This window comes from Bradyrhizobium sp. WSM4873, assembly GCF_055811355.1.
This window is the reverse complement of the sequence record NZ_JBVVPS010000009.1, coordinates 1-20160: the sequence shown is the minus strand read 5'-3', so window position 1 is coordinate 20160 and position 20160 is coordinate 1. Positions and strand designations below refer to the sequence as shown.

Genomic DNA, 20160 nt, shown 5'->3' with positions numbered 1-20160 from the left:
ACACATGCTTTTGACGCAACACGGCCTAGAATATCGCTGTCAGCGAATCCAGGTCGAAGCCCAGTTTCATGCCCGTCCGCCAATTGCCAGAACAGGTCGTCAACCGCATCGCCGCCGGCGAGGTGGTGGAACGGCCTGCGAGCGTGGTCAAAGAACTGGTCGAGAACGCCATCGATGCCGGCGCGAGCCGGATCGACGTCTTTACCGATGGCGGCGGGCGTCGGCGGATCGGCATCACCGACGACGGCGGCGGCATGACCGCCAGGGACCTGTCGCTGGCGGTCGAGCGTCACGCCACCTCCAAGCTCGACGACGAGGACCTGCTCCAGATCCGCACGCTCGGATTCCGCGGCGAGGCGCTGCCCTCGATCGGCTCCGTGGCGCGGCTCGCCATCACCACGCGGCACGCCGGCGAGCCGCATGCCTGGGCGCTCAATGTCGAGGGCGGCGAGAAATCCGAGATCATGCCGGCCGCGCTCGCGCATGGCACGCGGGTCGAGGTCAACGACCTCTTCTACGCGACGCCCGCGCGGCTGAAGTTCTTGAAGACCGACCGGACCGAGGCTGAAGCTATCCGCGAGGTGGTGCGGCGCCTCGCGATGGCGCGGCCCGAAATCGCCTTCACGCTCGCGGGCGAAGAGCGCGCCCCGGTGACCTGGGCTGCGGCACTGCCCGGCGTCGCCGGTCGCCTGACGCGTCTCGGCGACATCCTGGGGGCGGAGTTCCGCAGCCATGCCATCGAGGTCCACGCCGAGCGCGAGGGCGTGGTGGTCGCCGGCTATGCCGCGGCGCCGGCGCTGACCAAGGCCAACGCGCTCGGGCAATATCTCTTCGTCAACGGCCGCCCGGTGCGCGACAAGCTGATCCTAGGGGCGGTACGCGGGGCCTATGCCGACTATCTGCCGCGCGACCGTCATCCGGTGCTGGCGCTGTTCGTCACGCTCGATCCGCGCGAGGTCGACGCCAACGTGCATCCGGCCAAGACCGAGGTGCGGTTTCGCAACGCCGGCCTGGTACGCGCGCTGATCGTGCACGGATTGAAGGACGGGCTTGCGCGGGAGGGCCGGCGCACCGCCGCCAACAGCGGCGGAAGCGCGCTGTCGTCGTTCCGCCCCGCATTCACGCAGCGCCCGGCAAGCTGGGACTGGCGGGCGTCGCCAGCCGCTCCGGTCGCGCCGATGCCGTCATTCGACGGCTCCGCCGTGCCGGCATTTACCGAACGCGCGCAAGCGGCCTTCGATGTCGGCGCACCCAGCGCGGACGTGCGGGTCGAATCCCAGCCGGTCAGTGACTTGGTCGATCGCCCGCTCGGCGCTGCGCGCACCCAGATCCACGAGACCTATATCGTCTCGCAGACCCGCGACGGCCTGATCATCGTCGACCAGCACGCCGCGCATGAACGCATCGTCTACGAGCGGCTGAAAGCCTCGCTGGCTGCCAACGGCGTGCAGCGGCAGATCCTGCTGATCCCCGAGATCGTCGAGATGGACGAGGCCACGGTGGAGCGCCTGCTCGAGCGCAGCGAGGAGCTGGCGTCGTTTGGGCTTGCGATCGAATCCTTCGGCCCCGGCGCGGTCGCGGTGCGCGAGACGCCGTCGCTGCTGGGCAAGGCCAATGCGGGCGGGCTGTTGCGCGATCTTTCCGAGCACATGGCCGAGTGGGACGAGGCGCTGCCGCTGGAGCGCCGGCTGATGCACGTCGCCGCCACCATGGCCTGCCATGGCTCGGTGCGCGCCGGCCGCAGGCTGCGGCCGGAGGAGATGAACGCCCTGCTCCGCGAGATGGAGGACACCCCGAACTCCGGCCAGTGCAATCACGGCCGCCCGACCTATGTCGAGCTGAAGCTGTCGGATGTCGAGAAGCTGTTCGGGCGAAGGTGACCTTCGAAGTTACGGCCGCTTCAAAAACACGAACTCCGTGTCGTCATAAGCGCGCCGCTCCAATTCCTCGAAGCCCTCCGGCGTGACGAACTGCGCCGCCTTCGCCTCTTCCACGACGAGCAGCGCGCCCGGCGTGAGCCAGCCGCCGTCGCGCAAGCTCGCAAGCGCCTTCTCCGCAAACCCGTTGCCATAGGGCGGATCGAGGAACACCAGCGAGAACGGCTCGACCGGATGCGCAGGCCCGAGATCGGTCGCGTCTCGACGATAGACTTTTGTCACGCCACCCAAGCCCAGCGTCTCGACATTGTTCCGCAGCAGGGCGCGCGCTTCCGCGCCGTTGTCGACGAACAGCGTGAACTTCGCGCCGCGTGACGAGGCCTCGATGCCCAGCGCGCCGGTGCCGGCGAAGAGATCGAGCACGCGCGCATCCGCAATCGGATCGTCATAGGCGTGCACGAGGATGTTGAACACGGACTCGCGCAGGCGGTCCGCCGTGGGGCGGATGTCGCGCGAGGACGGTGAGGCCAGATTGCGCCCCTTCAATCGACCGCCGACGACGCGCAACCTCAGTCCTCCTTCGGCGCCAGGTCGCGCTTGCCGTGATAGCCGCGCTTGGGACGGCGCGGCGGACCGTAGCCGCTCGCCTCAGCCTCGTTACGCTCGCGCGCTTCCTCGCTGCCGGTGCGCTGCACCAGTACGCGACGGCCCTTGCGGTCATTGATCACGCCGCGCTTGCTCGCCGGCTTCTTCTCGCGCGGCGCGTCGTCCCCCTCATGCGAGGCGGATTTCTGCGGCACGTCGAACTGCGCGCCCGATTTCTCGATGATCTTTTCGCCGAGCTGGTCGCGCAGCACGCGGGACTTGATCTCCTCGACCTGGCCTTCCGGGACCTCGCCGAGCTGGAACGGGCCGTAGGAGACCCGGATCAACCGGTTCACCTCGAGTCCGAGATGAGCGCAGACGTTGCGCACTTCGCGGTTCTTGCCCTCGCGGATCGCGAACACCAGCCAGACATTGGCGCCCTGGTCACGCTCCAGCGTGGCGTCGATCGGACCATATTTGACGCCCTCGATCTCGATGCCGTTCTTCAGTTCGTCGAGCTGCGCCTGCGTGACGTCGCCATGGGCGCGGACACGGTAGCGGCGTAGCCAGCCGGTGTCGGGCAGCTCGAGGGTGCGCGCGAGCCCGCCATCATTGGTGAGCAGCAGCAGGCCCTCGGTGTTGAAGTCGAGCCGGCCGATCGAGATCAGCCGCGGCAGACCTTCCGGCAGATTGTCGAACACGGTCGGACGTCCCTCGGGGTCGTCATGCGTCGTCATCAGGCCGCGCGGCTTGTGATAGAGGAACAGCCGCGTGCGCTCACGCTCCGGCAACGGCTTGCCGTCGATGGTGACGACATCGTTCGAGGTGATGTCGAGCGCCGGCGAGTTGATCACGCGCCCGTTGACGCTGACGCGGCCCTGCGTGACCATCTCCTCGGCATCGCGGCGCGAGGCGAGGCCCGCACGCGACAGCACCTTGGCGATACGCTCGCCGGCCTTCTTCGGCTTGGCCTCTTCCTCGCGGCGCGGCCGCCGCTCGGAATCACGATCGCGCTCGCGATAGGCGCCGCGGCCACCGAAGGCCGGACGCTTCTCGAAGATCCTGCTCTCGTCCTCGTTTTCGCGGCGTGGACGATCACCGGAGCGAGCTTCGCTGCGGGGATGCTCGTGCCAGTCGGAGCGGCCCTCGGAGCGCTCGCGCGGACGATCGAATTTCGGGCGGTCGCCGCCGCGATCGAACCTCGGACGATCATCGCGTGGACGATCGAACTTGGGACGATCGAATTTGGGCCGCTCGCGGAACGGACGATCACCCGATGGACGATCGTCGCGCGAACGCGAAAAGCGCGGACGGTCGTCGCCGCCGCCTTGCCGATCGTCGCGCTTCTGCCAGGGCTTGTCCTGACCGCGGTCGCTGCCGCCAAAATCCTTGCGCGGACCCTTGCTGAAGTCCTTGCGCGGCGGCCGGTCGCCGCGCGGAGCCGCATCGCGCTTCTGCCAGGGTTTTGAATCGCTGCGCTCGGTCCGATTGCGGTCCGGTGCGCCGCGCGAAAACTTCCGCTCGCCGTCGAACTTGCGTTCCGGACGGTCGCCACGCGGCGCGTAAGGTCGCTTGTCGCCAAACTTCGCGTCACCGGTTCGGCCGGCCGGACGGGACTCGTCGCGATCCCTGCGCGGCGGACGGTCATCACGCCCATAGGACGGGCGATCACCGCGCGGCTTGAATGGCCGCTTGTCGCCATCACGCGAGGGGCGATCCGAAAATGGGCGGTCGCCACGGGGCTTGAACGGGCGCTTCTCGCCGTCGCGCGACGGACGATCGGAAAACGGACGGTCTTCACGCGGCTTGAAGGGCCGATCGCCACGCGGCTTGAAGCTGCGCTCGCCACGATCCTCGCCGCGCGGCCGGTCTTCGCGCGGCCGGTCTTGGCGATTGAACTTCGGGCGGTCGGCGAAATCGCGGCGGGGCGCATCACCGTCCTCGCGGCGGCGGACCGGACGGCTGTCACGGTCGCCGCGGGGCGGGCGGCTGTCGCCCTTGCCCTCGAAGCCGCGCTTGGCGAACTTCTTGTCGGGCCCGCGGGGCTTGCCGGAACGGCCGCCCTTGGCCGGGCCGCGATCACGCCGGCCGCGGGAATCGTTGTCTTTGTCGCTGTCGCGAGGCATGAATAATCTCACTCAGGGGGTGGCCAGAAAGCATTGTGCGCGCTCGTCTCGAGCCGCATGCTCAGGCAAAATCGGTCAAGCACTTCTGCTGAAGGCGCAGCTACTAGCAGGTTTCTCGCGATGATACGAGGCTTGAAAGCCCCCTCTTTCATGGATTTGGCGCTCAAAACGGCCGAAAACGCCGGAAAGGCGGGCGAAGTTCCGATCGGTTGCGTCGTGGTCCGCAATTACGAGGTCATCGCCACCGCGGCGAACCGGACGCTGACCGACTACGACCCCACGGCTCATGCCGAGATCGTTGCGCTGCGCGAGGCGGCCAAAAAGATCGGCAGCGAGCGCCTGGTCGACTGCGACCTCTACGTGACGCTGGAGCCCTGCACCATGTGTGCGGGCGCGATCTCGTTTGCAAGGGTGAGGCGCCTGTATTACGGCGCCGCCGATCCCAAGGGCGGCGCGGTTGAATCAGGCGTGCGGTTCTTCACCTCGCCGACCTGCCATCACGTCCCGGATGTCTATTCCGGGGTCGGCGAAAGCGAAGCGGCGCGGCTGCTCAAGGACTTCTTTCGGGAGCGGCGCTAAGGCGCGGCAAAGAACTCGCGCAGCGCCTTTGCGGTGACGTCGGGGTTCTCCTCGGTGAGGAAGTGGCCGGAATCCACCGGCATGCCTTCCACGTTGGTGGCCCATTGCTTCCAGATGTCGAGCGGGGTGGCGGCGGCTTGCGCCACGCCTGCGTTGCCCCACAGCGCCAGCATCGGAATGGTGATCTTCTTGCCGGCCTCGAAATCAGCCTTGTCGAGATCGTAGTCGAAATAGGCGCCGGCGCGATAATCCTCGCACATCGCGTGGACGCGGGCGGGATCGCGGAACGGGGCGATGTAGTGTTCGAGCGCGCGCGCGTCGATGGCATCCAGCGTCTTCGATTTGGTCTGGCTCGCCATCTTGAAGCGCAGGAAAAACTCGCCATTGCTCGAAATCAGCGTTTCCGGCAACGGGGCCGGCTGCGCCAGAAAAGTCCAGTGATAGATCTTCAGCGCGTAGGCGCGGTTCATCCGCTCCCAGTAATTATAGGTCGGCAGGATATCGAGCACCGCAAGCTTCGACAGCCGGCCCGGATGATCGAGCGCCAGCCGATACGAGACGCGGCCGCCGCGATCGTGGCCGGCGAGCGCGAAGTGCACGTGGCCGAGTTGCTCCATCGCCTCGACCATGGCCTTGGCCATCGCCCGCTTGCTGTAGGGGATGTGCAGCGCGTCGCTCTCGGGCATGTCGGACCAGCCGTAGCCGGGCAGATCGGCGATGATCAGCGTGAACTGGTCGGCCAGCTGCGGCGCGACGCGGTGCCACATCACGTTGGTCTCGGAGAAGCCGTGCAGCAGCAGCAGCGGCGGTCCCTTGCCGCCGATGCGGGCGAAGATGCGGCCGAAGGAGGTGTTGATCCATTCGGAGGCGAAGCCGGGATAGAGGTCGGCGAGGTCGGACATGGTTCCTCCTCTCAAACGTCGAAACAACCCCATGCACAGTAGGGATGCCTTTGATTTTCTTATATAATTTTTATGTCAGCCCCTGGCCTTCTCGGCGTCCACCGCCTGCCAGCCGATGTCGCGGCGGCAGAAACCTTCCGGCCAGTTGATGCGGTCGACGGCCTGGTAGGCGCGCGCTTGCGCTTCCGTCACGGACTTGCCGAGCGCGCAGACATTGAGCACGCGGCCGCCATTGGCGAGGATGGCGCCGTCCTTCTCGACCGTGCCGGCATGGAAGATCTCGGCGGTCTCGACCTCTGAGGCGTCATCGAGCCCCTCGATCCGCGTGCCTTTCTGATAGTCGCCGGGATAGCCCTTCGCCGCCATCACCACCGTGAGCGCGGCCTCCGGATGCCAGCGCAGGTCGAAGTTCTTCAACTGCCCGTCGCAGGCGGCGAGGAAGGCCGGCACGATGTCCGACATCATCCGCAGCATCAGCACCTGGCACTCGGGATCGCCGAAGCGCACGTTGAACTCGAACAGTTTTGGGCCCTGCGTCGTCAGCATGATGCCGGCGTAGAGGATGCCGCGAAACGGCGTGCCGCGCTGCTTCATGCCTGATACCGTAGGCCTGATGATCTTGGCCATGATCGCGTCATGGATCGCGGGCGTGACCAGCGGCGTCGGCGAATAGGCGCCCATGCCGCCGGTGTTCGGACCGACGTCATGGTCGAACACGCGCTTGTGGTCCTGGGCGGATGCCAGCGGAATGGCGGTCTCGCCGTCGCACAGCGCGAAGAAGCTGATCTCGCGGCCTGCGAGAAACTCCTCGATCACGACCTCGGCGCCGGCCTCGCCAAAGGTGCCGTCGAACATCATGGCGATGGCGTCCTCCGCCTCGCGCACCGACTTGGCGACGACGACGCCCTTGCCGGCGGCGAGACCGTCGGCCTTGACCACGATCGGCGCGCCCTGGCTCTGGACGTAAGCACGCGCATCGGCGGCGTTGGTGAAGCGCTTGTAGGCGCCGGTCGGAATGCCGAACTCGGTGCACAGCGCCTTGGTGAAGCCCTTCGAGCTTTCGAGCTGGGCTGGGATCCTGTCCGGCCCGAACGCCTTGATGCCGGCGGCGGTGAGGTCATCGACGATCCCGGCCGCCAGCGGCGTCTCCGGCCCGACCACCACGAGCTCGACCGCATTCGCCTTGCAGAAGTCGATCACCGCGGCATGGTCGGCGACATCAAGCGCCACGCATTCCGCCTCGCGCGCGATCCCGGCATTGCCCGGCGCGCACCAGAATTTGGTCACCAGGGGAGAGGCTGCGATCTTCCACGCCAGAGCATGTTCGCGGCCGCCGGAACCGAGCAGGAGAATGTGCATCGAAGGCTCAGAATGAGGGGTTTGGCTGAGGGTGGAGTTCGCATGAATCGGGGTGGGTGTGAAGGGGGGCATGGCCCGAGCCCTTGGGCGCATGTAGTTGCATTCGTCCGTTCCAACCTGTGGCGCCGTGGAAATTCTACGTGATGTCTTGATGACTCTGATCGACCATCACAAGGCCCATGCCATTGAACCGTATTGCAATTTTGAGAGATAGATACAGCCGGAGCAGAGGATCAACGCTTTCCTAGGAATTTGAGCGATCCATTTCGGCATAGGTCCAGCGATCCACGCAGCGAATGGTCGAGTTGAAGGCCTGAGCTCACTAGTTCAGTTTTGGCTAAGGAGTGGTGTGCATCCAAGTGCTCCTGAAGAAGCCGGACAGATGCTTGGCTCGACGACCGCCAAGCCACGTTTCTGGCCCAAGCTAACGGCCATCCCTGCCCCAAATGGACAGCGTCCAATTCGTCTTCATTTGAAGCCGTAGGACCAATGATCGGTTTCGAATATGAGGTCGCGATGCTCGGTGAGGTACGCCTCTTCGCTCAATTCGAGTAAATGGAGGTACTTTGAAATTAGGTTTGGCACAAAGCTCTCAGCCAGTGTCCGCGAAGGCAGAAACGTTAGAGACCTTGGGAGGTCCTCCCATTCACCTTCCGCAGAAAAGCTGAGCGCAATGGGATGGGATGGGTAAAGCGCTTCATGCCATGCCTCATACATCCCACCGGGGTTCACGACATTTGTTGCGGCAACCGCAAACCAATTCCGAATGGCGACTAAGCAGGCCTTCTCAATCGCGTCCTCTGAGCCAGAGAACAGCGCTCCTCCATACCACAAGATTAATTCGACCCCTTTTTCCCAGCGCGCCTGCCTTGCGGCAATCAGGGTTCGGCGCTCGAAAGCTTTCACCTTACGCTTATGCTGAAGCGCGCTGAGCTTGGAATCTTCAGTTGCAATCAGCGACATTGCATCGGCCTCTTCCTCGAAACGCAATTCGAATGGTTGCGACGCCCGCGCTTTCATATTCGCACGTGCAGCCCGTACGGCACGTAAGATCCCGGCTGTCGTTCCGCTTACCCCTGCTTCCCCGCAATGATCTCCTGCAGCGTCGCGACGTGCCTTGCAAACGCGCCGCGGCCCGCCGCCGTCGCGGTGACCGTGGTCTGCGGCTTCTTGCCGACGAAGGCTTTGTCCACTGACACGTAGCCCGCCTTGGCCAGCGTCTCGATATGCGCGCCGAGATTGCCGTCGGTGGCGCCGGTGAGCTTTTTCAGCCGGGAAAACTCCAAACCACCGGTGGCCGGCAGCGCGTTCAGCGCCGCCATGATCTTCAGGCGCAACGGCTGGTGGATGATGTCGTCGAGCTCGGCCATCAGATCCGCCGCATCCAGAGGCCGCCGAGGATCAGGCCTCCGCCGTTGACGAAGGCCATCCAGAGCGGAAACGCCTCGCCGATGTAGAAATAACCGATCAGTGTCAGCGCGGAGATGCCGAGACCGATCGCGATGAAGGCATAGCCGAACCAGAGACCCGCCAGCGAATAGAACAGCATGAAGTAGAGCGGCCAGAACGTGCCCAGCTGGCGCGGACCGAAATGACCGAGCACATTGGTGCAGAGATAGCCGAAGGCGAAGAACAGCACGAACACCAGAAGCAGTCTGACGTTGAAGGCCGCGCCATGGGACTGATGCGGCGGATTGAAAATGCGCAGCGCCACCAGACCGCCGGCGCCCAGCGCGTCCGCGGCAACCCAGGCGTAGACCGCATAGACCGGCCAAAGCCAGGTCACGAGATTGGCCGCGAACACCAGGACGCCCCACCAGACGGCAGCAAAGCTCGCCAGCTCATAGAGCTGCGATTGCTTCACGCGCTGGACGATGTCGTCGATATCGGCCAGCGCCGCGGAGGCTTCCTTGCTGTCGATCATGACTGCCCTGCCCCGCGCGTCGCCACATCGTCGGCGATGACCGAGATCGCCTTCGGGTTGGTGACGATGCCCATATGGTTGATGCCGTCGATGACCTTGACGTCGACCGACGGTTTGATGGCCTGCACGGTCTCCGCATACTTGTCCGAGATCATCATCTCGTCCTCGGCGCCCCCGAAGATCGTGACCGGACGTGTGGTCGCCGGAAGATCAATGCGATAGCCGCGCGTCGCGAAATTGCGCGTCAGGCGATCGGAATAGGTGGCGACGAGGTATTTTGCGGAAGTCGCGGGCACGGCGAGAGCGAGCACCGGAAGCTGCGAACAGCAGTCGATGCCGAGCTTGCGCAGCGTGGCGAGCGCGAAGAAGCGCGGCAGGTCGACATTGGCCCAGCCGCCGGCATGCGGCTTGTTGGTCGGCGCGTCATAGCCGAGATAAGGCGCGAGCAGCACGGTGCGCACGAACATGTCCTGCATGATCGGCGTCGCGGCGACGCGCAGCGAGAAGCCGGCGCCGGCGGAATGGCCGATCAAGGTGAGCGGCAGCTCCGGCGCGGTCTTGCGCACCTCGGCGACGAAATCGACGAGGTCGTCCTCGAGCTGGCCGACATAGCCGATGTCGCCGCGCGTGCCGGAGCCGCCATGGCCGCGGATGTCGAGCGCCCAGGTCTCCACGCCGCGCGAGGCGATGGCATGGGTCAGGGCATGATTGACGGTGCCGCTGGAGCCGGACGAGCCGTGGATGAAGATCGCGCCCCGGCCGGTTGCAGGACCGGAGCCATTTCCGTTCCGATGGGATCGGAACGGGGCTCCGGATTCTTGTTTTGACGCGTTTTCTTCACGCGAACCGGCTTCCACTTCGCTTGAAAACGCTTTGGCAGCGTAGTGGCGGAAGCCGATCCAGGTGCCGTCGCGGGCCTGGAAGCGCTCCAGGGGCGGGAGGGTGGTCCAGTCGATGCCCTTGGCGGAGTCGGAGACCGATCGCATCTCCGGCGGCCGCTCCAGCGGCGTTGCGATCATCACGGCCAGGATCAGCGCCACGCCGCCGACCGCACACAGGGCCCATTTCAGCCCGCTCAAGACGCCGCGCAGCAATCGAATTGCCATGATCCACTCCCCTCAAACTAATCAACTATAGAGAACTCTATATTACAGAGTACTCTCTCGGTCAATCCCCGGATTGGCGCGGCGCTGCAAAAATCCTTAACGTCGGGTCTGATCCCCACATGCCGAATCGTTTGCCGATGCCTTCAGCGGAACCCCTGCTCAACACTCCCGAATTCACCGTTTCCGAGCTCTCGCAGTCCCTGAAGCGGACGGTCGAGGACACCTATGGCCATGTGCGGGTCCGCGGCGAGATCTCCGGCTTCCGCGGGGCGCATTCCTCCGGCCATTGCTATTTCGCGCTCAAGGACGAGAGCGCCAAGATCGAGGCGGTGATCTGGAAGGGCGTGCACGGCCGCATGCGCTTCAAGCCCCAGGAGGGGCTCGAGGTCATCGCCACCGGCAAGCTCACGACCTATCCGGGCTCCTCGAAATACCAGATCGTGATCGAGGCGCTGGAGCCGGCCGGCATCGGCGCGCTGATGGCGCTGATGGAGGAGCGCAAGCGGAAGCTCGCCGCCGAGGGCCTGTTCGACGAGGCGCGCAAGCAGCTTCTGCCCTGGCTGCCGGGGGTGATCGGCGTGGTGACCTCGCCGACCGGCGCCGTGATCCGCGACATCCTGCATCGGCTGGAGGACCGCTTTCCCCGCCACGTGCTGGTGTGGCCGGTGAAAGTTCAGGGCGAAGGCTCGGCCGAGCAGGTCGCGGCCGCGATCCGCGGCTTCAATGCGCTGCCGGAGGGCGGCAAGATCCCGCGCCCGGACGTGCTGATCGTCGCGCGCGGCGGCGGCTCGCTGGAGGACCTCTGGTCGTTCAACGAGGAGATCGTGGTCCGTGCCGCGGCCGAGAGCATGATCCCGCTGATCTCGGCCGTGGGGCACGAGACCGACATCACGCTGATCGATTTCGTCGCCGACAAGCGCGCGCCGACGCCGACGGCGGCGGCCGAGATGGCCGTGCCGGTGCGCAGCGATCTCTTTGTCGAGGTCGGCGATCTCGGGCGACGCACCCGCGCCTGTTGGCTGCGCAGCCAGGAGAGCCGTCGCAACGAACTGCGTGCGGCCGCGCGTGCGCTGCCGGCCGCCGGAGATTTGCTGGCGATCCCGCGGCAGCGGCTGGATTCGGCGGGTGCGTCCCTGCCCCGCTGCCTCAAGGCCAACACCCATGCGCATTTCCGCAGGTTCACCGCCGCAGGCGCCAAGCTGACGCTGCGGGTGCTGCACGGCCAGATCGCGCAGGCCGATCATCGCCTCACCGTGTGCGGCGAACGGCTCGGACTGTCCACGCGCTCACTGCTGCGACGGCGGCGCGACCGCTTTGCCGGGCTGGAGGTGCGCTTGCGCGCCTCAAAGCTCTCCAATGCGCAGGCGCAGCGCAACGCGATTGCGCGCCAGCGCGAGCGCACGCATCGCCTTGCCGAGCGCGCGGGCCGCGCGCTGGTCACGCTGTTGCAGCGGCTCGATGCCCGCGTCGAGAACAGCGGCAAGCTGCTCTCCGCGTTGTCCTATCGCGGCGTGCTCGCGCGCGGCTTTGCGCTCGTGCGCGACGAGGCCGGCCATCCCCTGCATGCGGCGGATGCGATCGGGCCTGGTGCACGGGTCGAGATCGAATTTGCGGATGGCCGCGTGGGTGCGACCGCGGATGCGGATCGTGCAACACCGACGGCAAAGCGCGCGCCTTCGCAAGCGAAGACGCCGCAGGAGGCCAAGCAAGCTCCGAAGCGCGTGGGCAAGCCGGTGGATCAGGGGAATTTGTTTTAGAGGCGACAGCGGCGCAACATTCTCGCCGTCGTCCTGGCGAAAGCCAGGACCCATACCGCGAGGTCTATCGGGTACGCGTGGTGTCAGTCCCGAACGACCAATCTTCGCCAAACACCTCCCTGGGGTAATGGGTCCTGGCTTTCGCCAGGACGACGCTGGGAGAGGTCCCAACCTCGTCATTGCGAGCGCAGCCCATTCAGACCCGTCATCCTGAGGTGCGAACCATGCGACGCAACGCGTCGCGTGGTGAGCCTCGAAGGATGAGCGGCCGCGATGGAGCCGGGCCGTCGCCCTTCGAGGGCCGCTGAAGAAGCGGCCACCTCAGGGTGACGGTGATGGATTGGCGCCGCCCTACCGGCAGGACAAGCCCGCGTCGATCGTGGTCCAGAAGCCGCAATGTTCCGGCGCGAGTTGCGGCGCGCCGGCATGGGCTTCGAACAGATGGGCTTCGAACAGGAAGACCGCGACCGTGAAGACGATCAGGGCGGAGGTGAACAGGACGAGGCGGTTGCGCATGGGATTGCGTTTAATCGACATCGTGGTCGAATGATGGCGTCGTCACGGGCTTCCGGGCTACGAGACCCCCTCTACCGCGCCAGCCACTCCACGACTTCCTTCTGCGACTCCGCGCGCGCGGCCGCATCGGTGCCGAGATGGCCGTGCTCGGGCGCGGCGGCATCAAGGCTGCCGCTCGCTGCATGCAGCGGCGTGTTGGCGCGGTCGAAATCGTGATAGGCGCCGGGATAGACCACGATGCGCGCGAGCGCGCTGCGGCCATGCGCACCATCGACCATCTGGCGGCAGGCCGGCGGCGACGAGACGTCGTCATTGCCGCCGATCAGCACCAGCGTCGGCACCCGTGTGCTCCAGCCCAGGCCTGCGGAAATCCTGCAGTCCGGGTAGAACGCGATCGCGGCGCGGAAATCCGGGCCCATTTCGCGCGCAAGGTTTTGCGGACGCACGGCCCAGAGCAGCGCGCTGGCGCCATTGGCCCAGCCCATCAGGCTGACGCGGTCGCGCGCAACCCAACTCTGCCGCATCAACCAGGCGCGCGACGCCGCGATGTCGGTGACGCGTTCGCGCCGCGCCTTGACGTGCATCTCCTTGACGCGGCATTGCGGCCCGAGCTCGCGCGAGCCGTAGCTGTCAGGAAGCAGGACGGCATTGCCGGATCTGAGCAGCCGCTCGGCCCAGTCGCGATAGCGCGGCAGCACGGAATCGGAATGGCCACCGAGACCGCCGCAGCCGTGGAGCGCGATCACGGTCGGAAACGGCCCGGTGCCCTCGGGCTTGTAGAGCTGCGCATGCAGCACGCCGGACGCCAGCGGTATCTCGACCGGCTGCGGCGCCGGCGAGCCGTGCGCGGCCGAGATCAGGAAGGTCAGGAACAGGGCGCTGAACGGAAGGCGCATCGAACTTTGCCGTTGGATCCTTCGCTCAAGCACTATCATGCGGAAACGGCGCCAAAACATCACAAACCGGTGGGTTTACCGGGCGGACAAGCCACCCTATCTATGCTACATCCCGTCCAACACATCGTGCCCTCCATGTGATCCCGGAGCGGCCTTCCACGGAGACTTTCGACCGTGCTGAACAAGTTCGGCCCCTCGGGCCATGGCGAAGCGCAGGTGCAGTATCTCGACGGCGATTTCCGCGTGATCTCGCCGGGGACCTTCGTGCGTTGCGCGATCACCGATACGCGCATCCCGCTCGACGAGTTGAAATACTGGAGCGTGGATTTGCAGGAAGCCTACGCCACGCCCGCCGCCGTGCTCGAGCGGCATTACCCGGGCGCGCCCAAGCCGCAAGCGTGAGGCGGGGGGCGGTTGTTTCATTGAAGTCTCCTGATCGTGTGAGATCGATAGGAGCCCCGCGATGAATGTCGCGTGAATGTCCTCGTCGCCCTGGCGAAAGCCAGGGCCCATTACCCCGCCCGCGCATGTGAGGCACAGGCGGAGCCACAGTGAATCGCAAAACTAAATTCGGTGGCAATGGGTCCTGGCTTTCGCCAGGACGACAACGGGTTTCAACGCCTTGAAAACCGCCGCTCGCGCGCCTTGTAGAGCTGATCGCTGATCAATTGCCGGAGCGCAGCCGGGTCGTCGAACTCGAGCTCGACGGCGAAAGCCACGATGCCATCGGGCACGCCTTCGCGGCCGTGCAGACGCGCGAGATCCTTTTCCGTCGTGACCAGTGTTTGCTGCTCGCGCCGCGCCTCTGCGGCGAGGGCTGCGATCTCGTCGTTCGAAAACATGTGATGGTCGGCAAAGGAGCGCGTGCGCGCGAGCTCGATACCGCCGGCACGCAAACTGCGGAAGAACCGTTCGGGATCGCCGATGCCGGCGAACGCGAACACCGGCTTGCCCAGCAGTCTTGCGACCGATCCGGCGTCGGGTTTCAGCCGCGCGCGCAGCACCGGCTTGTTGCGCCTGGCAAGCTCGGCGGCGACATCGTCGGCGGCGCGGCCGCCGCCGATCACGACCAGCGCGTCGGTGCGCGCGAGCTGCGCCTTCAGCGGCGCACGCAGGGGGCCGGCCGGAAACACCCTGCCGTTGCCGAGGCCGCGCTCGCTGTCGATCACGATCAGCGAGGTGTCCTTGAGGAGACGCGGGTTCTGGAAACCGTCGTCCATCAGGATCACGGTGGCGCCTTGCGATTTGGCCAGCACGACGCCGTCGAGGCGGTCGCGCGCAACCGTGACAGGAACGTCGCGCGCCATCATCAGCGGCTCGTCGCCGATTTCGGACGCGGCGTGACGCATCCGGTCGACCATCACCGGGCCCTTGAGGCTGCCGCCATAGCCGCGGCTGAGCACCACCGGCGTCTCGCCGAGCTCGCGCAAGAGCTTCGTCAGCGCCAGCACGGTCGGCGTCTTGCCGGCGCCGCCGACATGATAGTTGCCGACGCAGATCACGGGGATGCCGGCGTCGACGCCCTCGCGCAGCATCCGCCGTTCCGTGATCGCGCCATAGAGCGCACCCAGCGGCCCCAATGCGTACGATTCGAGCGAACGTGGCCGGTACCAGAAGGCCGGCTCACGCATTGGCGGCCCCCATCTCGATCCGCAACTGCAGAAGATAAGGCTCGAGCGCAGTCATGGTGCGGTTGAGAGCGCCGCCGAGATCCTCGACCACGCCGGCGCCCGACTGCTGGATCTTCTGGCGCAGGGCAGGATCGGCGAGCAGCTGACCGAGTTGCTTGATCAGCAGTTCCTGCGTGTCGGCCTGGCGCGCGCCGCCGCTGTGATCGAGCGCCTCGTAGACGTCGGCGAAATTGAAGACGTGCGGACCATGGACGATGGCCGCGCCGAGCTTGATCGCTTCGATCGGATTCTGGCCGCCGTGGTGGATCAGCGATCCGCCCATGAACACGATGTCCGAGAGGCGGTAGAACAGGCCGAGCTCGCCCATGGTGTCGGCGATGTAAACGTCGGTGGCCGCCGTCGGCAGCTCGTCGCGCGAGCGCAGGCCCGGCTTCAGGCCGGACGCCGTGATCAGGCCTGCGATCGAGGAGCCGCGATCCGGATGGCGCGGCACGATCACGGTCAGGAGCTGCGGGAAGAAACCGCTGAGGCTGCGATGCGCCGCCACCAGCATCTCCTCCTCGCCCGGATGGGTCGAGGCCGCGACGATGATCGGACGCCCGCGCGTCATCGCCGTCAGCCGTTCGAGCTTGGCGGGATCGGCCGGCGGCGCCGGAACGTCGAGCTTGAGATTGCCCGTGGTGACGACGTCGCGGCCGCCGAGCGCCGCGAAGCGCTGGGCATCGGTCTTCGACTGCGCCAGACAAATGTCGAACCGCGACAGCAGCGCCGAGATGGTGCCTTGCATGCGGCGCCAGCGCGGGAAGGAGCGCGGCGACATCCGCCCGTTGATCAGCACCATCGGCACGCGGCGCGCGGCGCCCGCCAGGATCAGGTTCGGCCACAGATCGGATTCGATGAACAACGCCAGCGACGGCTTCCAATGGTCGAGGAAGCGCGCGACATAACGCGGGGAATCATACGGCACGTATTGATGGATGACGTCGGGCGGAAAACGCTTTGCGACAATGGCAGCCGACGTGACGGTGCCCGAGGTGAGCAGAATGCGCAGGTTCAGATCGCGCAGGCGCTCGATCAGTGCCGCCGCGGCGAGGACCTCACCGACGCTGGCGCCGTGAATCCAGACCAGCGGACCATGCGGCCGCACGTCCCGGGACAGGCCCCGCCGTTCGCCGACGCGCGCGGGATCTTCCTTGCCCTGCTTCAGGCGCCGCTTGATCAGCACAGGCGCGAGCGGCACCAGGCCGCGCGCCAGGCGCCGGTACATCCGCAGCGTCAACGGCAGCGAGCCGGGCAGCGATTTAGGCATCTGCAGGTCCCGGCCGGCCGAGTTGCGCATAGGCGCGGCGGGTCGCCTCGTTCAAGGTCTCCTCCAGCTCGAGCCGCAGCGCTTCCATGGTGGCGGCGTTCGCGTCCGGCGGAACGTGGATTTCCTTGATGCCGACCAATGCGCCCCGCCCGAACGGCAGGTTGATGGTGGTGCGATCCCAGTTCTTGAGCCGGACGAAGCGGCTGGTCGCCATCGCAAAAGGCATGATCGGCCGCCCCGATTCCCGTGCCAGCATGATGATGCCGAGCCCGGCCACGCGCGAGCGCTTGGGGACGTCGGCGGTCAGCGCGACATTACAACCGTCCTGGAGCGTCCGCACCATTTCCTTGAAGGCGCCGACCCCGCCCTTCCGATGAAACGCGCCGCCATGGTCGCCGGACCCGCGGATGGTGCCGATGCCGAGCCGCTCGGCGGCAATCGCGTTGAACTCGCCGTCGCGGTGACGGGAGATCAGGACCCTGGCCTTGTACCAGTCCTTGTTCTTGATGAAGGGGGTGAGGAAATGCTGGCCGTGCCAGAACGCGAAGATCGCCGGGATCTGCGGCTCGACACGGTCATAGACGTCGGGCGGATCGAACGTGAATTTGTTCGTCCGCCAGACCAGACGCAGATATTCCGCCGCCAGGATTCCGACGGCGCGCTGAACGAAGCTGCTCCTCAGCGTATTGCGAAGCAGCTTTTTCAACGCGCCGGTTCTTGATTCGGGTCGAGCAGCCGGTGGAGATGGACGATGAAATAGCGCATCTGCGCGTTGTCGACCGTGCTCTGCGCCTTGGCGCGCCAGGCGGCGTGCGCGGTCGCATAGTTCGGATAGAGGCCGACGATCTCGACGTCGTCGAGGTTCTTGAAGGTGTTGTGCTCGAGATCGACGAGCTCGCCGCCGACGACGAGGTGGAGCAGTTGTTGCGGGGCACTATCTGGCATCGGTTCTGTTCCTAACGGGCTGCCCGGCAAAGCAGTGTTCGACAAGCACGAGAAAGCGCTTCACGGCAAGGGGCGGTTTCGAAAATGCGAAACAATGTTCGCATGACGATCGCGACCCGCTGCCACCAGCACCCCATGCGTGACTTGCCGGCGGTTATAGAGGATGGGATCTCCGGAGAGATCGCTCATCCTACCATCGGCTTCCTGCACGATCAAATCGGCCGCGGCAAGGTCCCAATCATGACTGTTGCCGCCCGCAAAAGCCGCATCGAGCGCGCCATGGGCGACCCGGCACAGACGCAGCGCGAGCGAACCGATTCGCGGATGCAGCTTGATCTCGCCCAGTGAGGGCTTCAGGCGCTCGACCAGGGGCTTCGGACCCGCGACCCGCGAGAAGTCGAGCTCGGATCCCGCCGTCGCCCGCACCGGCACCTGGTTGAGGGTCGTGCCCTGGCCGCGGGCGGCGAAGAAGAACTCATCGCTCGTCGGTGCGAACACCGCAGCAAGCACCGGCGAGGCATCCTCGACCAGCGCGACGCTGACGCACCATTCGTCGTGACCATTGAGGTAGTTGCGGGTGCCGTCGATGGGATCGACGATCCAGGTCAGCCGCCGCGACAGCCGCACCTCGTCGTCGGCGCTCTCCTCCGACAGCCAACCATAGTCGGGCGTCGCCGCGCGCAGGCGCGATTCCAGGAGATCGTTGACGGCAATGTCGGCTTCCGAGACCGGCGAGGACGCGCCCTTGGTCCACTTCTTCAGCTCGGTGCGGAACATCGACTGCGCCAGTGCGCCCGCCTCCCGCACCGTATCTTGCAGCAGCGCCGCGTCGCGCGTCAGGATGGCTTCACCTGTTGCGTTCGCGTCAACGTCCGCCAAGCGTCAAACCCTCGATGCGCACGGTCGGCGCATTGACGCCGTAGCGGAACTCGAGATTGTTCGCCGGCTGCATCGACTTGAAGATCTCGAACAGATGGCCGGCGATCGTCACCTCGCTCACGGGATAGGTGAGTTCGCCGTTCTCGATCCAGAAGCCGGAGGCGCCGCGGCTGTAATCGCCGGTCACGCCGTTGACGCCCGAGCCGATCAGATCGGTGACGTAGAACCCCTGCTTGATGTCGGAGATCAGTTCGGCCGGCGTGGGCGTGCCGGGTTCAAGATGCAGATTATACGGCCCGGGCGACGGCGAGGAGGAGACGCCGCGATGGGCGTGACCGGTGGTGGTGAGACCGAGCTCACGCGCGGTGGCGCAATCGAGCAGCCAGGTCGTCAGCACGCCTTCGTCGATCAGCGCGATCTTCTTCACGGCGACGCCTTCGGCGTCGAACGTCTGCGAGCGCAGGCCGCGTTTGCGCAGGGGATCGTCGATGATGCGGATGTTCTTGGCGAACAGCTGCTGGCCGAGCTTGTCCTTCAGAAAGCTGGTCTTGCGCGCGATCGAAGCGCCATTGATGGCGCCGACGACGTGACCGACCAGCGAGCCCGCGACGCGCGGATCGAACACCACGGGCACCTTGCAAGTCTCGACCTTGCGCGGATTGGCGCGGGCCACGGTGCGCTCGCCCGCGGAACGGCCGACGATCTCCGGTGACAAGAGGTCTGCACCATGCGGCGCCGAGGTGAAATCGTAGTCGCGCTCCATGCCGGTCCCGTCGCCGACAATGGCGGTGGCGGAGATGCCCTGGCTGGACCGCAGATAAGAGCCGTGGAAGCCGGTGCTGGTGACGAGCACCATGCCGCCCATGCCGGCGGAAGCCGAGGCGCCGCCGGATTTGGTCACGCCCTTCACAGCGAGCGCCGCGGCCTCGGCTTCGAGCGCGCGGCGCTCGAGTTCCGAGGTGGCGGGCACATCAGGGTCGAGCAGATCGAGATCGGGGAAGTCGCGCGCGAGCAGTGCCGGATCGGCAAGGCCGACATATTTGTCGTCGGGCGCGACGCGCGCCATCGCAACCGCTCGCTCGGCAAGCTTGGTCACGGCATCGCCGCTGGCGTCGTTGGTCGAGACCACCGCCTGGCGCCGGCCGACCAGCACGCGCAAGCCGACATCGTCGCCCTCGGAACGTTCGGATTCCTCGACCCGGCCGTCGCGCACCTCGACGCCTTGCGAGACGCCACGCACGGCGACCGCATCGGCCGCATCCGCGCCGGCGCGCCGGGCAGCCTCCACCAGCCGCTGCGCGAGATCGGAGAGCGCAGACTGGTCGAACAGGTCGCGGCTGGCTGTGGACGAATCCTTGGGCGAAAGCGTCGAGCTTGGTGAAGGGTTCACAAACGAAATCCTGTTGGGGCGGGCTGCGGGACCGGAACCCACAGATGTGCCCTGATCGCGCGGACTTCAAGCATTTTCAGCGCACCAAAAGCTCAGATTCGCACCTTGCGCGCAACGTCTCGTCAATCATGCGCGCCAAGGTCTTGTCAATCATGCGCGGCGGTGAGGTTGGATTAACCAGCCTTTTTAAGCGGTTTCGGAAAGGCGCGCGCTAAGGTCCTCGCATCGACCGGGAACATAATCCCGGCGGGGAGAACTAAAGCCGTGAGGCGTCAAACAGCAACAAGCGGGATCGCTCCCGCCGGGGGGGGGGGGGGGGGGGGGGGGGGGGGGGGGGGGGGGGGGGGGGGGGGGGGGGGCGGGGGGGGGGGGGGGGGGG

The 20160-nt window shown here is 66.1% G+C and carries 20 protein-coding genes; 4 read left to right on the top strand and 16 right to left on the bottom strand.

The genetic code is table 11. The annotated features are described in order from the left end of the window. Positions 1-68 precede the first annotated feature (68 nt). The gene (mutL, locus tag AC0L21_RS14575) at positions 69-1880 is read left to right on the top strand and encodes a DNA mismatch repair endonuclease MutL (RefSeq protein WP_473262555.1); all 1812 of its coding nucleotides are present in this window, start codon (positions 69-71) and stop codon (positions 1878-1880) included. A 9-nt stretch (positions 1881-1889) separates the two neighbouring features. Here mutL and rsmD read toward each other — a convergent pair whose 3' ends face one another. Together rsmD and AC0L21_RS14565 are read right to left on the bottom strand one after the other, a co-directional pair. After that, entirely contained in the window at positions 1890-2444 is a 555-nt protein-coding gene (gene rsmD / locus AC0L21_RS14570) for a 16S rRNA (guanine(966)-N(2))-methyltransferase RsmD (RefSeq protein WP_473262554.1), read from the bottom strand. Between the two features lie 2 nt (positions 2445-2446). Continuing rightward, positions 2447-4588: a pseudouridine synthase gene (locus AC0L21_RS14565; protein WP_473262553.1), complete on the bottom strand. Its 2142-nt coding sequence runs from the start codon at positions 4586-4588 to the stop codon at positions 2447-2449. A gap of 120 nt (positions 4589-4708) precedes the next feature. On the opposite strand from AC0L21_RS14565, the gene AC0L21_RS14560 reads away from it, so the two are divergent. Further along, positions 4709-5167, top strand: coding sequence for a nucleoside deaminase (locus AC0L21_RS14560; protein WP_007596901.1), 459 nt, complete (start codon positions 4709-4711; stop codon positions 5165-5167). Here the strand turns inward: AC0L21_RS14560 and AC0L21_RS14555 are convergent. The 6 genes from AC0L21_RS14555 to AC0L21_RS14530 all read right to left on the bottom strand — a co-directional run bounded on the left by AC0L21_RS14555 (position 5164) and on the right by AC0L21_RS14530 (position 10458). Continuing rightward, positions 5164-6069, bottom strand: coding sequence for an alpha/beta fold hydrolase (locus AC0L21_RS14555; protein ID WP_473262552.1), 906 nt, complete (start codon positions 6067-6069; stop codon positions 5164-5166). The genes AC0L21_RS14560 and AC0L21_RS14555 overlap by 4 nt on opposite strands. A 75-nt stretch (positions 6070-6144) precedes the next feature. Continuing rightward, complete coding sequence (gene purD, locus AC0L21_RS14550) at positions 6145-7428, bottom strand: phosphoribosylamine--glycine ligase (protein WP_473262551.1); 1284 nt, start codon at positions 7426-7428, stop codon at positions 6145-6147. 468 nt (positions 7429-7896) lie between these two features. Next, a complete protein-coding gene (locus AC0L21_RS14545) occupies positions 7897-8448 on the bottom strand; it encodes a hypothetical protein (RefSeq protein ID WP_473262549.1) in 552 nt (183 codons plus the stop codon). A 50-nt stretch (positions 8449-8498) separates the two neighbouring features. Beyond that, positions 8499-8798 (bottom strand): winged helix-turn-helix domain-containing protein, encoded by a 300-nt coding sequence (locus AC0L21_RS14540; RefSeq protein WP_473262548.1) that lies wholly within the window; start codon positions 8796-8798, stop codon positions 8499-8501. Continuing rightward, positions 8798-9352, bottom strand: a complete 555-nt coding sequence (locus AC0L21_RS14535) for a hypothetical protein (RefSeq protein ID WP_473262547.1) — start codon at positions 9350-9352, stop codon at positions 8798-8800. Before AC0L21_RS14535 ends, AC0L21_RS14540 begins: the two co-directional genes overlap by 1 nt. Then, positions 9349-10458 carry an alpha/beta hydrolase gene (locus AC0L21_RS14530; protein WP_473262546.1) on the bottom strand — a complete coding sequence of 370 codons (1110 nt, stop codon included), beginning with the start codon at positions 10456-10458 and terminating at the stop codon, positions 9349-9351. The genes AC0L21_RS14535 and AC0L21_RS14530 overlap by 4 nt, the downstream gene beginning before the upstream one ends. Before the next feature lie 137 nt (positions 10459-10595). On the opposite strand from AC0L21_RS14530, the gene xseA reads away from it, so the two are divergent. After that, positions 10596-12215 carry an exodeoxyribonuclease VII large subunit gene (gene xseA, locus AC0L21_RS14525; RefSeq protein ID WP_473262545.1) on the top strand — a complete coding sequence of 540 codons (1620 nt, stop codon included), beginning with the start codon at positions 10596-10598 and terminating at the stop codon, positions 12213-12215. A 351-nt stretch (positions 12216-12566) separates the two neighbouring features. Here xseA and AC0L21_RS14520 read toward each other — a convergent pair whose 3' ends face one another. Together AC0L21_RS14520 and AC0L21_RS14515 are read right to left on the bottom strand one after the other, a co-directional pair. Beyond that, a complete protein-coding gene (locus tag AC0L21_RS14520) occupies positions 12567-12731 on the bottom strand; it encodes a hypothetical protein (RefSeq protein ID WP_473262544.1) in 165 nt (54 codons plus the stop codon). Positions 12732-12802: 71 nt separating this feature from the next. Next, on the bottom strand, positions 12803-13627 hold the full coding sequence (locus AC0L21_RS14515) for a dienelactone hydrolase family protein (protein WP_473262543.1): 825 nt from the start codon (positions 13625-13627) through the stop codon (positions 12803-12805). 174 nt (positions 13628-13801) lie between these two features. On the opposite strand from AC0L21_RS14515, the gene AC0L21_RS14510 reads away from it, so the two are divergent. Next, positions 13802-14029, top strand: coding sequence for a DUF2093 domain-containing protein (locus AC0L21_RS14510; RefSeq protein WP_007596922.1), 228 nt, complete (start codon positions 13802-13804; stop codon positions 14027-14029). A 212-nt stretch (positions 14030-14241) separates the two neighbouring features. Here the strand turns inward: AC0L21_RS14510 and lpxK are convergent, their stop codons facing one another. From lpxK to AC0L21_RS14480, 6 genes are read right to left on the bottom strand one after another with little or no spacing between them, the layout of a single operon-like run. Continuing rightward, positions 14242-15258, bottom strand: coding sequence for a tetraacyldisaccharide 4'-kinase (gene lpxK / locus AC0L21_RS14505; RefSeq protein WP_473262542.1), 1017 nt, complete (start codon positions 15256-15258; stop codon positions 14242-14244). Further along, positions 15251-16597 (bottom strand): 3-deoxy-D-manno-octulosonic acid transferase, encoded by a 1347-nt coding sequence (locus tag AC0L21_RS14500; RefSeq protein WP_473262541.1) that lies wholly within the window; start codon positions 16595-16597, stop codon positions 15251-15253. Before AC0L21_RS14500 ends, lpxK begins: the two co-directional genes overlap by 8 nt. Next, positions 16560-17273 carry a lysophospholipid acyltransferase family protein gene (locus AC0L21_RS14495; RefSeq protein ID WP_027520420.1) on the bottom strand — a complete coding sequence of 238 codons (714 nt, stop codon included), beginning with the start codon at positions 17271-17273 and terminating at the stop codon, positions 16560-16562. The genes AC0L21_RS14500 and AC0L21_RS14495 overlap by 38 nt, the downstream gene beginning before the upstream one ends. Further along, on the bottom strand, positions 17270-17512 hold the full coding sequence (locus AC0L21_RS14490) for a DUF4170 domain-containing protein (RefSeq protein WP_007596929.1): 243 nt from the start codon (positions 17510-17512) through the stop codon (positions 17270-17272). Before AC0L21_RS14490 ends, AC0L21_RS14495 begins: the two co-directional genes overlap by 4 nt. Positions 17513-17572: 60 nt before the next feature. Further along, entirely contained in the window at positions 17573-18391 is an 819-nt protein-coding gene (locus AC0L21_RS14485) for an inositol monophosphatase family protein (RefSeq protein ID WP_473262540.1), read from the bottom strand. Continuing rightward, on the bottom strand, positions 18378-19781 hold the full coding sequence (locus AC0L21_RS14480; protein ID WP_473262539.1) for a TldD/PmbA family protein: 1404 nt from the start codon (positions 19779-19781) through the stop codon (positions 18378-18380). Before AC0L21_RS14480 ends, AC0L21_RS14485 begins: the two co-directional genes overlap by 14 nt. Positions 19782-20160: the final 379 nt, after the last annotated feature.